Origin of the sequence: Streptomyces sp. DT2A-34 (genome assembly GCF_030499515.1) — a bacterium.
Lineage (GTDB): Bacteria > Actinomycetota > Actinomycetes > Streptomycetales > Streptomycetaceae > Streptomyces.
This window is the reverse complement of the sequence record NZ_JASTWJ010000001.1, coordinates 4076715-4091134: the sequence shown is the minus strand read 5'-3', so window position 1 is coordinate 4091134 and position 14420 is coordinate 4076715. Positions and strand designations below refer to the sequence as shown.

Here is a 14420-nt window from a genome sequence, read left to right as displayed (position 1 = left end):
TGCGGGTTTACGTCCGAGAGGGGGGTGCGCAAGATCCCCAGAACGGGCATGCGAAACTTTTCACATGAGTGCCGCCAGCCGTGCCCCCCTGCGCTCGAACCGCAGCCGTGCCGTCCTGCTCACCGCGACAGCCGCGGCCGCCGCGCTGACCCTGTCCGCGTGCAGTTCCGGCGGCACGTCGGGCGGCGGCGGTGACACCAACTTCGTCACCGGCAACAACGGCATCGACACGGTCCCCGAGAGCTCGCGAACGGCGGCGCCCGTGCTGTCCGGCGAGACCATCGACGGCAAGCAGCTCACCACCGCCGACTACAAGGGCAAGATCCTCGTCATCAACGTCTGGGGATCGTGGTGCCCGCCCTGCCGGGCCGAGGCGAAGAACTTCCAGACCGTCTACAAGGACCTCAAGGGCCAGGGCGTCGAGTTCGTCGGCATCAACACGCGGGACACCAGCACCACCCCGGCGGTCGCCTTCGAGAAGGAGTTCGGGGTCACCTACCCGAGCCTGTACGACCCCACGGGCAAGCAGATGCTCCGCTTCAAGAAGGGCACGCTCAACCCGCAGCTGATCCCGTCCACCCTCGTCCTCGACCGCCAGGGCAGGATCGCGGTGCGCGCGCTGCAGCCGCTCAGCGAGGACACGCTGCGCAGCATGATCAAGCCCGTCCTCGCGGAGAAGTGACGTGAGCGCAGTCACCACGCTCGCCGCCTACAACGGCACCGTGATGAACGGTGCCCTGGTGCTCGCGCTTCCCATCGCCGTGCTCGGCGGACTCGTCTCCTTCTTCTCGCCCTGCGTCCTGCCGCTCGTCCCCGGTTACCTCTCCTACGTCACGGGCGTCAGCGGCACCGACCTGGCCGAGGCCCGGCGTGGGCGGATGGTCGCCGGTGCCTCCCTCTTCGTGCTCGGTTTCACCGCCGTGTTCGTCTCGGGCGGGGCGTTGTTCGGCTACTGGGGCTCGACCCTGCAGGAGAACAAGGACGTCCTGACGAAGGCCCTGGGCGTGCTCATGGTCCTGATGGGCGTCTTCTTCATGGGGCTGATGCCCTGGCTCACCCAGCGAGAGTTCCGCTTCCACAAGCGGCCTGCCGCCGGACTCGTCGGCGCCCCGCTCCTCGGCGCCCTCTTCGGGATCGGCTGGACCCCGTGCATCGGCCCGACGCTCGCCTCCGTGCAGACGCTCGCCATGCAACAGGCCAGCGCCGGCCGCGGTGCCATACTGACGGTCGCCTACTGCCTCGGCCTCGGTATCCCCTTCGTGCTCGCCGCTGTCGCCTTCCGCAAGGCGCTCGGCGCCTTCACCTGGGTCAAGCGCCACTATGCCTGGGTGATGCGCATCGGCGGCACCATGATGATCGTGACCGGTGTGCTGCTGCTGACCGGCGTGTGGGACCGCATCGTGCAGGAGATGCAGGTCTGGTCCAACGGCTTCACTGTGGGGATCTGATCGATGAGCAACACCAAGACCAGCGCGCCCGACCACACCCCGGGACCGGCCGAGGACCAGGACCTGGACGCCGCCGGCTCCCAGCTCTCCACCGCCCCCACCGAGGAGATCGCGGGCCTCCCCTCCCTCGGCGTCATCGGCTGGACCCGCTGGTTCTGGCGGCAGCTCACCTCGATGCGGGTCGCGCTGCTGCTGCTCCTGCTGCTGTCGCTCGGCGCCATCCCCGGCTCGCTCATCCCGCAGACCGGCATCGACGAGACGAAGGTCGCCGAGTTCCGCAAGGCGCACGAGACGCTCGCGCCGATCTACGACAAGCTCGGCCTCTTCCACGTCTACAGCTCGGTGTGGTTCTCCGCGATCTACATCCTGCTGTTCGTCTCCCTCATCGGCTGCATCGTCCCGCGCACCTGGCAGTTCGTCGGCCAGCTGCGCGGCCGTCCGCCGGGCGCCCCCAGGCGCCTGACCCGGCTGCCCGCCTACACCACCTGGCGCACCGAGGCCGAGCCCGAGCAGGTCCGCGAGACCGCGCTCGCCCTGCTGAAGAAGCGCCGCTTCCGCGCCCACCTGGCCGGTGACGCCGTCGCCGCCGAGAAGGGCTATCTGCGCGAGGTCGGCAACCTCGCCTTCCACATCGCCCTGATCGTGATGCTGATCGCCTTCGCCTGGGGCCAGCTGTTCAAGTCCGAGGGCAACAAACTGATCGTCGAGGGCGACGGCTTCTCCAACACCCTCACCCAGTACGACGACTTCAAGTCCGGCAGCCTCTTCAGCCAGGACGACCTGGATCCGTTCAGCTTCACCCTGAAGAACTTCAAGGGCACGTACGAGACGACCGGGCCCAACCGCGGCACCCCGCGCACCTACGAGGCCGACCTCACCTACAGCGTCGGCGCGTACGGCAAGGACAGGAAGACCACCGTCAAGGTCAACGAGCCGCTGGAGATCGGCGACTCGAAGGTCTACCTCGTCAGCCACGGCTACGCCCCCGTCATCACGGTCCGCGACGGCAAGGGCAACGTCGTCTACCGCGACGCCGTGCCCCTCCTTCCGCTCGACGGCAACGTCACCTCCACGGGCGCGATCAAGGTCATGGACGGCTACCGCGACGCCCAGGGCAAGTGGGACCAGCTCGGCTTCCAGGCCTTCTTCCTGCCGTCGTACGGCGGCTCGGGCAGCGCGGTGGTCTCGCAGTTCCCGGCGCTGCTCAACCCGGTGCTGAACCTGGAGGCCTACCACGGCGACCTCGGTGTCAACTCGGGCCTCCCGCAGAGCGTGTACCAGCTGAACAAGAAGAACCTGAAGGGGTTCAAGGACGCCAAGGGCGCGCAGCTCAGGGAGAACCTGAAGCCCGGCGAGACCATGAAGCTCCCGGGCGGCGCCGGCTCGGTCACCTTCGAGAAGGAGATCAAGGAGTGGGCCGGCTTCCAGGTCGCCCGCCAGCCCGGCAGCGGCTGGGCGCTCGCCGGTGCCATCGCCGCGATCTTCGGCCTCGCCGCCTCCCTGTTCATCCAGCGCCGCCGCGTGTGGGTGCGGGCGGTGCGGGGCGCCGATGGGGTGACGGTCGTCGAGATGGCCGGCCTGGGCCGCAGCGAGTCGGCGAAGGTACCGGAGGAACTGGGCGACCTGGCCGGGGTTCTCTACGACCAAGCTCCCGGGGCACCCGGTGGCACGGAGGCGGAGCCGGACAGTGTGTCCGACCCCGACACCGCAACTGCCGAAGGGGCTGAGACCAATTGAATCCTCTCCCTCGCGGATCCAGGGAGATTCCTGGCTCACGCCGCCCGGGGGACCAGCGGCCCTCCAGGTCTTCCACGATCAACGCCAGCCGGGTTGAAACCAGCCCGGTAACACAGCTGCGAGCCTCTCGCAGACCTCACCGCCCGACCGCAAGTCGCCGGGATACTCACCCGAAGGAGTGCTGAGGTGACTCTCGCCGCCGCAACCGAGCTGGCCGCCGCCACCAACGAAAACCTCGCGAGCACCAGCAACACGCTGATCTACTCGTCGATGGCCGTCTACACCCTGGCCTTCTTCGCGTACATCGCCGAATGGCTCCTCGGCAGCCGCAGCAAGGTCGGCCGCACGGCCGCCGCGCTCACCCCGGCGAAGGCCGAGAAGGCCGACGCGCCCGCCGTCACCGTGAAGAAGGGCGGCTCCACCGCCGTACTGGAGCGGCCGAAGGTCGTCGTGCGGGCCACGGCCGGCCAGCGGGACGTGCCGGACGGGCCCGGGGCGCACGGCGGGGACGCGCAGGGCGACCTCTACGGGCGTATCGCCATCTCCCTCACCGTCCTCGCCTTCCTGATCGAGTTCGGCGGTGTGCTCACGCGGGCTCTGTCGGTGCAGCGGGCGCCGTGGGGCAACATGTACGAGTTCAACATCACCTTCTCCACGGTCGCCGTCGCCGTGTACCTCGCGCTGCTCGCGCTGAAGAAGAACGTGCGCTGGCTCGGGCTGTTCCTGATCACCACGGTCCTCCTCGATCTCGGCCTCGCCGTCACTGTCCTGTACACCGCCAGCGACCAGTTGGTGCCCGCCCTTCACTCGTACTGGCTGTACATCCACGTCTCCACGGCGATCTTCTGCGGCGCGGTGTTCTACGTCGGCGCGGTCTCCACGCTGCTCTATCTGTTCAAGGACAGTTACGAGAACAAGCTGGCGAACGGCGGCACCCCCGGCCGCTTCGCGAACTCCGTCCTCGACCGGCTGCCCGCCTCGGCGTCCCTGGACAAGTTCTCCTACCGGGTCAACGCCGCCGTCTTCCCGCTGTGGACGTTCACGATCATCGCGGGCGCCATCTGGGCGGGCGACGCCTGGGGCCGCTACTGGGGCTGGGACCCCAAGGAGACCTGGTCCTTCATCACCTGGGTCGCCTACGCCTGCTACCTGCACGCCCGCGCCACGGCCGGCTGGAAGGGCCGCAAGGCCGCCTACCTGGCCCTCATCGCCTTCGGCTGCTGGCTGTTCAACTACTACGGCGTCAACATCTTCGTCTCCGGCAAGCACTCGTACGCCGGGGTCTGACACCCTCGTACGAACCAGGGCCGGTTCCTGTGACCTGAGTCACGGGAACCGGCCTTCGTCGTACGGACAGACAGAGAGACGTGGATACGAATCTGCAGAAACGCATCCGCGCGGGGGACCACAACGCTTTCGGTGAGCTCTTCGACGCGTACGCACGCTCCGTCTACAACCATGCCTTCCGGCTCACGGGGGAGTGGTCGACGGCCGAGGACGTCGTCTCGCTGACCTTCCTGGAGGCCTGGCGGCTGCGCGAGAGGCTCGACGAGGAGGGCGGCTCACCGCGCCCCTGGCTGCTGGGCATCGCCACCAACGTCACACTCCCCCACTCTCGACTTCGCTCGAGCGGGGGCACCCCCATCACCCGCCGTGCCGCCCGAAGACACGCCGCCGCACTGGCCCGGCTGCCGCGTGAGGAGACGGTGCGCGACTTCGCCGACGAGGTCGCCGAGCGCCTCGACGACTCGGCGCGACTGGCCGTCGTACGCACCGCCCTGGGCAGGCTGCGGCGGGCCGAGCGCGAGGTGCTGGCGCTGTGCGTGTGGTCCGGGCTGGACTACGGGGCGGCGGCGCAGGCGCTGGGGGTGCCGGTGGGGACCGTACGGTCGCGGCTGTCGCGGGCGCGGACAAAACTCGCGAAACATATGGAACTCCCCCAACGGCACGGACAGATGAGAGGAGACCGCACCACCGCGGTCGGGCCCCTGAGGGAGGGAAACCGATGAACCAGCTCCCGGAGCTTCCGGACAGAGACCTTCCGCCGGGCCGTCACCGACTCCTCAAGGAGCATCTGATGACCGAGATCCGGCAGGAACCGTCCGAAGCACCCGTGCGCCGGCGCTTTGTGCGCACCGCCCTGGTCGTGGGCGCCGTAGCGGCCGTCACCGCGGTCGCCGTCACGTTCACCGTCCCGTCCGGGCAGGCGGAGCGGGCCGCGACACCGGGCAAGCCGGCGGCGACGAAGGGGGCCGTGAAGCCGGGCGCCGGGAACGAGGCCGCCCAGCTGCTGGAGGGCATCGCGCTCGCCGCCGAGCACGCGGAAGTGCCGGCCGGCATCCGGGACGACCAGTTCGTGTACATCAAGAGCAAGGTCGCCTGGACCACGCAGACGAACGACGAGCCCGCCAAGCTCCAGCCGATCCACGAGCGCGAGGTGTGGAAGTCGGTGGACGGCAGCCGGAAGGGCCTGCTGAACGAGCCCTACCAGGGCTTCGACAACGAGCCTCTGGACGCGGAGACCCCCGGCATCCCCTCCAACACCAACTACCGCCACCTTCAGACCCTGCCGACCGACCCCGACAAGATGTACAAGTGGCTGAACAGCGTCAGCGAGGGCAGCAACAGCAAGGACGAGGCCAACTTCGTCCTCGTCGGCGACCTCGCCCGCGAGTCCCTGATGCCGCCCGCGCAGGCCGCGGCCCTGTACCGTGCGGCCGCCAGGATCTCGGGGGTCTTCGTGATCGACGACACCGTGGACGCGGCCGGCCGGCACGGCGTGGCGGTCGCCAGGGTGGACCGCGGACAGCGCTTCGAGCTGATCTTCGACAAGGAGACCAAGGAGTTCCTCGGCGAGCGGGCGGTGGCCATCGAGGACCTGCCGTGGGGCTTCAAGAAGGGCGACGTCGTCGCCCGCACCGCCATCCTGGACCGCACGGTCGTCGACAAGGCAGGTCAGCGGCCGTAAGGGTCGCGCATCGTGCCCGGCGGAGTCAGGCTGGTGTCATGACCGGTTCCATCGAACAGGGCACCAGCCAGACGCACGGGAACACGCACATCCTGCACTTCCTGGTGCGGCTGCCCGGGCCCATGGAGACGGCCTGGTCGGCGTTCAGCACCCCGGAGGGGCTCGCGGCCTGGTTCACCTCCGCCGACGTCCTGGAACCCCACCTCGGCGGCGCGGTCACCCTGCGTGACCTGGGCAGCGGGCGGGTCACCGCCTGGGACGTGGACCGGGTCGCCGAGTACACGGTCGAGGGCGGCGGCCGGATCCGCTTCCACCTGGAACGCGACGGCGACGCGGGCGCCGCCCTCCGCTTCACCCATGAGTTCCAGGGCGAGAGGGAGTCGGAGCAGCGTTGGCGGGCCCGGTTCGAGGCGCTGATCGACGTACTGGAATCGGGCCCGTGACCGTCACGACGCCGGCGGCAGGCACTCCTTCGCCGGCGGCTTCCCCTCCGGCCAGGCGAGGGTGTCGAAGCGGGCGCGGCCCTCGGCGGTGACCTCCACGATCGGTACGGCCTTGTCGTACGGGTTGCCGTGCTTGTCCAGGCAGATCCAGCCGCTCGCGCCGTTCACCCGCTGCGAGCCCGTCATCAGCTCCCACTGGTCGTGGACGTCGGCGAGCGTCGGGGCGTCCTTGCCGTCCGGCTTGGCCTCGCGGATGCCCTGGTAGGTCAGCGTCATCGCGTCGTAGGCGATGATCAGCTGGCCGTCCTCCAGGGTGACCGGCCCGATCGGCCCGACCCGCTGCTCACCCCGCGCCCGAGAACCCTCCGTCTGCGGCTCCTGCGCCGCGCGCACCAGGTCCGCCAGGACCTTCGCGTCCTCGGCGGAGCCGCCGGTCGCGGGCGGGTTCTTCGTCAGCCAGGCGTCCGGATGCGCGAGGGCCGTGTAGCGCACGGAGAGCTTGTGCTTCAGGGCGTCGCGGTCGAGGTCCTTGTCGCCGGTGAGATACGAGCCCTCGTCCCCGGTGAGCAGGGTGAACGCCCGGTCCTGGCAGCCGCGTTCGCCGAGCGCGTTGATGAACTGGCGCAGTTGGGTGTGGCGGCCGGCGAAGAGGATCGTGTCGGTGTTCTCGGCCGTGTCGCAGACGAGGTGGGTGATCTGCCGGAAGTCGTTGGCGGTGGAGCCCTCCTGGCTGCGGTCGGCGGGCGGGGTGAACGCCCACGGCTGGTACGGCGACCCCTTCAGCAGCTTCTCGAACGACTCCTGCAGCGTCGTCGTGTACGGATCGCCCGGCTTGTCGTACACCAGCACCGCCTCGCCCGCCTTCACCTTGGCGAACGAGGTGAGGGCCCTGGCCTCGTCGGTGTTGGTGGGGGCGACGCGGGCCAGCCCGGGGTAAGGGTCCTTGCCGTTCTGCCCGTTGGCGAGGTTGTCGGCGGTGATGGAGGTGCCGACCACCGGAATCCCGCGCCGGGTCAGCTCTTCGACGGCCAGCTTGTTGTTGGCGGTGGACAGCCCGATCCCCGTGACCGCCCGCAGCCGCTCCGGCCCCTCGGCCAGCCGCCTCAACTGCTCGACCGTGTGCGCCCAGTGTTGCCCGGTCGCGCCCGGGTTGGCCAGCACCAGCCGGATCGCCGGGGACTCGCCGTTGGAGTGGTGGTTGGCCTGGTACTGCGCGAGATAGGCGCCCTGAAGCTCGTGCAGGGTGTCGTTGAGGTTGTCGGCGTCGGTCGCGGTGAAGGGCTCGAACAGGGCCACGGTGACGTAGTCGCCCCTGATGGAACGGTTCTCCCGGTCGATGGCCCGTACGGTGTCCCGCAGCCGGTCCCGGTCGAAGTAGTAGTCGCTCGTCGAGACGCCCACGCACTCGTCGCTGCCCTCGGGCATCACCACCCCGGGCGCGCACGAGCGGTCGTCGTGCAGGAGCACCCGGATGCCGAGGACGGCCCCGGCCACCACCCCCGCGCCGACGAGCAGGGCGACGTACCGGCGCAGCGGGATCTCCCACACGTGCTCCCGCAGCCACCCCCCGACACCTCTGACCGCCATCACGCCTCCCCGTCCTCGTCGTCGTCCGCGACCCCGAGGGGCCGCCCGCCCGGCGCGACCGCGGCCCGCCGGCCGTCCCGTCCGGTGAAGCCGTGGCCCTGTACGAGGGGGATCCACCCGCGCGGGCTTGTTCGGGCGTGGAAGGTGTCGCGCGGATACGTGGCCACACCTCCGGCCGCCATCACCCTTCCCCGTCCTCGTCGTCGTCCAGAACCCTGAGCGGCCGCCCGGCGAGCGCGTCCTCGGGCCAGTCGCGCGAGGCCCGCCACAGCAGCGCGTTGCCGGCGGGCCGCAGGTTGGACAGTTGCTCCAGCTCGAACCGGAGCCGGTCGCACACCTTCGCGTCGGGCAGCGCCAGGGGATCGGTCAGCTGCCATACGGCGTGCAGCAGTCGCCGTATGCGAAGGTGCAGCGCGGCGTCGACGCCCTGCGGCGGCTCGTGGCCGGCGTCGGTGCGGCCGAGCGCGATCGTGGCCCGCCGGTCGTCCGGGCCGGCGAAGTCGTGGCCCTCGGCGTCATGGGCGTGGAAGTAGGGCGCGGAGGCGATGAAGCGCAGGGAGCTCAGCCACGCGCGCGTGTCCACGGTGTGGAAGGTGTCCCGCAGATGCGCGACCGCCGAGTCGCTGACCCCCAGGGCGAGTTCGTGATGCAGCCGGTACCGGACGCGGCCGGCCGCGGCATCGGTGTCATCTGCGGCGTCGGTGTAGTACGCGATCAGCGCCTCGTGTGCCGTGCGCCACTGTCCGTGGTCCGTGTCGCCGTGGTGCAGCCGGAGCAGCAGCAGGGTCCGCACGAAGGGATCCCCGACGAACTGCCCCGGCACCTCGGGCAGCCCCTCCTCCACGAGCCGGGTCTGCAGGGCCCGTACGTCCGCCGGGCCGAAGTCGTCCGGCAGGAGCGCGTCGGCCAGGGCGCAGGCCGAGTCGTGGTCGTGGGCGGCGGCCAGGACGGTCAGCTCGTCGAGGCGGTCGGTGGGGACGAGGCGGTCGAGCAGCGCGAGATACGTGGGCTCCCCGTCATGGTCCTCGTGCAGCCGTACGTGTGCGGTGAGCAGCTCGCCCAGGGAGGCCGCGGCGGGCAGGCGTTGGGCGGCGGACTCGGCGAGCAGGGCGATGCCGAGCGGGTTGCCGCCGGTCAACCGGTGTGCGGCGTGCGGGAGTTGGGGCGGTACCGGGACCTCGGCGCAGACGGAGCCGATGATGTGCAGGGTGTCGTCGGGGCTGAGTGGCGGCAGCGAGACGAGCAGCGCGCGTGAGGACGGGGCGGCCGGGTCGGGCGTCCAGCCGCTGTGCCGGGCGACCTCGGGCAGGGCGCGGCGGACGGCGTTGCGCAGGGCGGGGCGGCCCTCGCCGCGCAGGCCCGCGATGAAGACCACCTGGTCGGGAAGGCCCTCGGAGCGGTCCCGCAGCACGGCGTCGACGAGCCTCGGACCGGGCGCGGACTGCGCGTTGTCCAGCAGGACGAGGGGCCGGCCGATGCGCTGCATCCGGGGCAGCACGCCCGCGTACGCCTCGCCCAGGTCGGCGAGCAGGGCCCGGACGAGATACCGCTCGGCATGCTCGCGGGAGGTGCCGCCGGCCCGGAAGTGGTCGGACAGCAGCATCAGCCCGCGCCGGGCGTTGCGGCCCGCGTTGGGGTAGTCGCGGTACCAGGTCGACGCCCGCTGCCGGCGTCGGTGCACCACGCTGTCGGAGATGGACTCCAGGGTGGCCTCGACCGCCGACGACAGCAGGGGCCCGCCACCGGTCGCCGCCGCGGCCACCTTGGCGGCGACCCGCCCGGCCCACCGCCCGGCGAACCCGGCGATCCACGACCCGCTCTCGTTCAGCAGCAGGATCCGCTCCACCTCGCGCCGGATGCGCTCGGAGTCGGCGTCCCGCCAGCCGCCGGCGGCCACCGCGACCAGCCCCGACATCAGCCGTGGGAACTGGAGCCGCCCGGCCCCGGTCACCGGCTCGGCGAGCTGCTCGGCGATCACCAGCAGGGCCTGCGACACCGGCGACCAGGCCTCGGCGGGCCGCCCCTCGGCCGGGGCCGCGAACTCGCCGTGCTCGCAGTCGATCAGTGCGACCGGGGTGTGCCCCTTGTAGGCGTCCCGCAGCTCCCGCAGCACCGCCGACTTGCCGAGGCCACGCGCACCGGTGAGGACGACGAGGGGAAGCTCCTGCGGATGCTCGGACTTCGCGGTCCGGTGCTGGTGCGGACGCAGGCCCACGAGCCGTGGGGCGAGACCGGCGGGGTCCGTGTCGAAGAGGGCTCCACGCCCGTGTAACCGTCCGGCCACCCGCACCTCCCCCCAAAGGCTCTCAACTCAAGGGTAGAGAGGGAGAGTTGGTTCGGACTAGATCGCGTGATGTCCGTTGGGTTACGAAACTGTCGGGGCGACTGTCGGCGCGAGCGTCGGGGCGCTTACGAAACCGTCGACATGATGATGTCCCGCAGCCGCTCCACATACAGCCGCATGTTCTTGTACGCGATGTCGGTGTCCGGGTAGCGGCACGTGAACCACAGGCCCTCGTGCAGCCGGTTGAACCACACGTACACCTTGTCGCCGTACGTCACCCGGCCCAGCCCGTACGCCTTCAGATCGGTCCACCGCGCGGAGCCGGCGACGCCCCGGGCATCGAGGAACGAGACGACCGAGTACAGGTCGGGCGACGTCGGGCGGAAGTCCGAGCCGAGCAGGTTCAGGACCCGGGCGAGCGGGATGCGGGCCAGCGGCCGGTTGGTCCGCAACTCGGCGCGCACCGCTTTCAGGGCGCTGTCGAAGTCGGGCGCGGCCGCCACGGGAACCTCGATCGGCGCGGCGCCGACGAACCAGCCCACGGAGCCCGACCACTCGGCCCTGTCCCGGGTGTGGAACGGCACGACCGTGCGGTAGACGGGCTCGCCGCCGAGGTCGTGCACGACAAGGCTGGTGGCGGCCAGAACGCCGACCAGGCTTCCGCCGTAGGGACGGCAGTACGCCTCGAACGCCGCGGCGGCGTCGGCGTCCACGATCATCTCGCGCATGAGCTTCTGCGGGTGCAGGCCGGTGGGGTCGATGCCGAGCTCGACGGGGAAGTTCGGCAGCTGTCCGTCGCAGCGGCCGATGAACTCCCGCCAGCGGGCGACGATCACATGGTCGTCGGCGATCCGGTCCGCCTTCTCCCTTTCGATCTCGCAGAAGTCGACGTAACTGCCGACCGGCGGCTCCTGCACGGGGCGGCCCTCGACGGCCGCCGCGTAGAGGTCGTGGATCTCGGCGGGGACGCGCATGAGGGAGTAGCCGTCGACGTTGCTGTGGTCGAAAGCCATGTACACGCTGGTGCAGTCGTCCCGGACGACCGCCGCGTAGATGAAGTTCGGCCAGCGAAGCGCGTACGCCGCGGCGTCGAAGCGGTCCTGGAGGTGCTGGACCAGTTCCCGCGCGTCGGGGAAGTCGCCGACCACTTCGCGCCGGAGCGACACGGCCTCGGCGTCGACCGTGAACCGGTGCATCTCGCCGTCGGTCCAGCGGAAGCCGCTGCGCAGCGTCTCGTGCCGGAGCGTCCAGCTGTGCAGCGCGTCCTGCAGTGCGTCGAGATCGACCTGGCCCGGGACGTCGAACGCCGTACCGAGCCAGGTCGGCAGGAACAGGCCGTCCTCACACACGGAGTGGACCGTTTTGAGGTGCGACTCCTGGACGTACGCCGGCGGCCGGGAGTCCTCCGGCAGGCCCCTCGCCGTCGCCACCGTCGCCGGACTGAGCGTCCATTCGACGAGCCGTCCGGGCCGGACCTCGCAGCGCTGGATGTCAGTCATTCGCACGGGCGGCTCCATTCGCGGCGGGGGACACACCCAAACGGGTGGTATCCCGCCCAACGAGGCAACCCTTACTCAGAAACGGTTCGCAGCGGTCAGCCGACGGTGATCGAGTCCAGCTTCTCCCGCAGATACACATGCGAGTCGACGGGCTCGTACGCCACCCGCCCCACCGGTTCCGGCACGGACTCCACGAGGGTGCCCGGCGTGCACTCCCCGAAGTAGACGAGGGACATCAGCTCCTCGGCGGGAGCGTCCGCGGGCGGCGGCAGGACGCGATGCCGCCCCGACCGCCACCGGTCACCGGTCCAACGGGCCATCAGGTCCCCGATGTTGATGGTGAACGCCTCCGGGTCGTACGGCGCGTCCTCCCATCCGCCCTCGTCCGTGTAGACCTGCAGCCCGCCCTTCCCGGCCTGCCGGTCGAGGATCGTCACCGTCCCGAAGTCGGTATGCGGCCCGATCCGGAACTGGCCCGGCGCCGGCTCCCCGATGACCTCCGTCCCCGGATACCAGTTGATGTTGAAGCCGTACGTCGGATGGTCCATGTGCCGTGAGAAGAAGTCGGGTTCGAGGCCGAGGGCCTCGCCGAGCAGGGAGAGGAGCTGCTTCTCCAGCTCGCCCATGCGCTCCAGGTACTCCTCGCACAGCGACCGGAGTTCGGGCACTTCCGCAGGCCACACGTTGGGCGCGTACCACTCGGCGTTGACGACGGGGTCCTCGAAGGGCTCGTGCGTCGCGAAGGTCAGCGATTCCTTGAGGTCCGGCGGGGTCTCGGTGCCCTCCGCGTACCCGTTGGCCTCGGCGCCTGGGCCGAGCCAGCCGCGGCCGCCGACCTTCGCCTCGTACGGCTGCTTCACCTCGACGGGGAGTACGAAGAAGGCTCGGGCCGCCGCCCGGATCCGCGCGCGCAGCGCCGGGTCGACGCCGTGGCCGGTGACCAGGAGGAAACCGGCGGTCTGGAGGGTCTCGTCGACGGTACGGGCGATCGTCCTGCGGGTCTCGGGGTCACCTCCGAGCCAGGGGCCGAGGTCGATCGTGGGGATGCGGGGCGCGCGTGGCTTGCGGGGCATGCGTGACATGTGTGGCCTACTCACCGATGTCCTCGTTCCAAAGTGCCGGATGGTCCTTGATGAAGTCGCGCATGATCCCGACGCACTCGGGATCGTCGAGGAGCACGATCTCGACCCCGTGCTCGGCCAGCCAGTCGTGCCCGCCGTGAAAGGTGACCGCCTCGCCGATCACCACCCGGGAGATACCGAACTGCCGGACCAGGCCGGAGCAGTACCAGCACGGCGAGAGCGTGGTCACCATGGTCGTTCCGCGGTACGACCGCTGCCGGCCCGCCGCCCGGAAGGCGGCCGTCTCCGCGTGCATGGACGGGTCGCCGTCCTGGACACGCCGGTTGTGCCCGCGCCCGAGCGGCGTCCCGTCGGCCCCGTACAGCGCGGCCCCGATCGGGATGCCGCCTTCGCCGAGCCCGGCACGGGCCTCGGCGACGGCGGTGGCGAGCCAGGTACGGGCGGTCGCCTGGTCCAAGAGCTCCATGCCTTCCACTCTCCTGTGGGCGAAACACGAGGGCAACGTGCGGAAAGTACTCTCCCGGCAGCCCGCCCGCGGACGAACTGTCAGCGCCCTGGAGGTATCCGTGCCCGCACTCACCCTCCGCGAAGTCCTGACCCTCGACCCCGTCCGCGCCACCGGGCCCGAGCTGCTCGCCGGGGAGCAGGCCCTGGACCGCCCGGTGCGCTGGGTCCACTCCAGCGAGGTCTACGAGGGAGCCAACTTCCTCGACGGGGGCGAACTGCTGCTGACCAACGGCTTCGGGCTGACGGACGCCGACGAGGAGGTCCGGCGCCGCTACGTCCGCGAGCTGGCCGCCCGCGATGCCGCCGGACTCGCGGTGGAGGTCGGCCGCTCCCTGCCGCACATGCCGGCGGAGGTGATCGACGAGGCCCGCCGAGTGGGGCTGCCGCTGCTGGCCCTGCGCCGGGTGGTGCCCTTCGTACGGATCACCGAGGCGGCGAACCGGGCGATCGTGGCCCGGGGGCTGTCGGGGCGTTCCGTCGTACGGCCCTGGGGCGACGACCATACGGCGGCACTGCTGGCGGATCTGGCCGACCGGGAGGCGCTGAACCAGCCGGAGGTGGAGGCGCGGGCGGCCCTGGCGGGCTTCCACCCCGGGCCGGGCGCCCGGCTGATCGGGGTGTCCGTGCACGGCATGCGGGAGGTGGGCGTCGTCGACCGTGCCGTACGGCTGCTGGGCGGGGCGGGGGCGCTGCGGGCCGCCTTCCCGGGGGACGCCCTGCGCAGCGTGCGGGGGCTGGACCCGCAGACGCGCGAGGACGTCTTCTACACCTACGGGCGCGGCACGATGGCCCTCGACCTCGGCCACCGCGCCGCCGGGGGGGGGGCGTGAAGTGCGGCGTCTGCGGGAGCTGCGCGAGTTGTACG

General features: G+C 70.8%; 14 protein-coding genes. 8 read left to right on the top strand and 6 right to left on the bottom strand.

Going from position 1 to position 14420, the window contains the following annotated elements:
- The first annotated feature begins 64 nt into the window (after positions 1-64).
- The 7 genes from QQM39_RS18010 (at position 65) to QQM39_RS17980 (ending at position 6596) form a co-directional block, all read left to right on the top strand.
- Positions 65-682 (top strand): TlpA disulfide reductase family protein, encoded by a 618-nt coding sequence (locus tag QQM39_RS18010; RefSeq protein WP_301997891.1) that lies wholly within the window; start codon positions 65-67, stop codon positions 680-682.
- Position 683: 1 nt separating this feature from the next.
- Positions 684-1448: a cytochrome c biogenesis CcdA family protein gene (locus QQM39_RS18005; protein WP_301997889.1), complete on the top strand. Its 765-nt coding sequence runs from the start codon at positions 684-686 to the stop codon at positions 1446-1448.
- A gap of 3 nt (positions 1449-1451) precedes the next feature.
- Positions 1452-3185, top strand: coding sequence for a cytochrome c biogenesis protein ResB (locus QQM39_RS18000; RefSeq protein WP_301997887.1), 1734 nt, complete (start codon positions 1452-1454; stop codon positions 3183-3185).
- Positions 3186-3371: 186 nt separating this feature from the next.
- Positions 3372-4472 carry a c-type cytochrome biogenesis protein CcsB gene (ccsB, locus tag QQM39_RS17995; RefSeq protein ID WP_301997886.1) on the top strand — a complete coding sequence of 367 codons (1101 nt, stop codon included), beginning with the start codon at positions 3372-3374 and terminating at the stop codon, positions 4470-4472.
- A gap of 80 nt (positions 4473-4552) precedes the next feature.
- Positions 4553-5194, top strand: a complete 642-nt coding sequence (locus QQM39_RS17990) for an RNA polymerase sigma factor (RefSeq protein WP_301997885.1) — start codon at positions 4553-4555, stop codon at positions 5192-5194.
- Entirely contained in the window at positions 5191-6153 is a 963-nt protein-coding gene (locus QQM39_RS17985; protein ID WP_301997883.1) for a CU044_5270 family protein, read from the top strand. The genes QQM39_RS17990 and QQM39_RS17985 overlap by 4 nt, the downstream gene beginning before the upstream one ends.
- A gap of 38 nt (positions 6154-6191) precedes the next feature.
- Complete coding sequence (locus QQM39_RS17980; protein ID WP_301997881.1) at positions 6192-6596, top strand: SRPBCC domain-containing protein; 405 nt, start codon at positions 6192-6194, stop codon at positions 6594-6596.
- 3 nt (positions 6597-6599) lie between these two features.
- Here the strand turns inward: QQM39_RS17980 and QQM39_RS17975 are convergent, their stop codons facing one another.
- From QQM39_RS17975 to QQM39_RS17950, 6 genes are all read right to left on the bottom strand, one after another.
- The gene (locus tag QQM39_RS17975; RefSeq protein ID WP_301997880.1) at positions 6600-8183 is read right to left on the bottom strand and encodes a hypothetical protein; all 1584 of its coding nucleotides are present in this window, start codon (positions 8181-8183) and stop codon (positions 6600-6602) included.
- Positions 8183-8365, bottom strand: coding sequence for a hypothetical protein (locus tag QQM39_RS17970; RefSeq protein ID WP_301997879.1), 183 nt, complete (start codon positions 8363-8365; stop codon positions 8183-8185). The genes QQM39_RS17975 and QQM39_RS17970 overlap by 1 nt, the downstream gene beginning before the upstream one ends.
- Positions 8365-10473: a hypothetical protein gene (locus QQM39_RS17965; protein WP_301997877.1), complete on the bottom strand. Its 2109-nt coding sequence runs from the start codon at positions 10471-10473 to the stop codon at positions 8365-8367. The genes QQM39_RS17970 and QQM39_RS17965 overlap by 1 nt, the downstream gene beginning before the upstream one ends.
- 119 nt (positions 10474-10592) lie before the next feature.
- On the bottom strand, positions 10593-11972 hold the full coding sequence (locus QQM39_RS17960; protein ID WP_301997876.1) for a condensation domain-containing protein: 1380 nt from the start codon (positions 11970-11972) through the stop codon (positions 10593-10595).
- 89 nt (positions 11973-12061) lie between these two features.
- Complete coding sequence (locus tag QQM39_RS17955; protein WP_301997875.1) at positions 12062-13039, bottom strand: isopenicillin N synthase family oxygenase; 978 nt, start codon at positions 13037-13039, stop codon at positions 12062-12064.
- Positions 13040-13055: 16 nt separating this feature from the next.
- Positions 13056-13514: a nucleoside deaminase gene (locus QQM39_RS17950; protein WP_301997874.1), complete on the bottom strand. Its 459-nt coding sequence runs from the start codon at positions 13512-13514 to the stop codon at positions 13056-13058.
- Positions 13515-13614: 100 nt separating this feature from the next.
- On the opposite strand from QQM39_RS17950, the gene QQM39_RS17945 reads away from it, so the two are divergent.
- On the top strand, positions 13615-14385 hold the full coding sequence (locus tag QQM39_RS17945; RefSeq protein ID WP_301997872.1) for a PucR family transcriptional regulator ligand-binding domain-containing protein: 771 nt from the start codon (positions 13615-13617) through the stop codon (positions 14383-14385).
- Positions 14386-14420 lie beyond the last annotated feature (35 nt).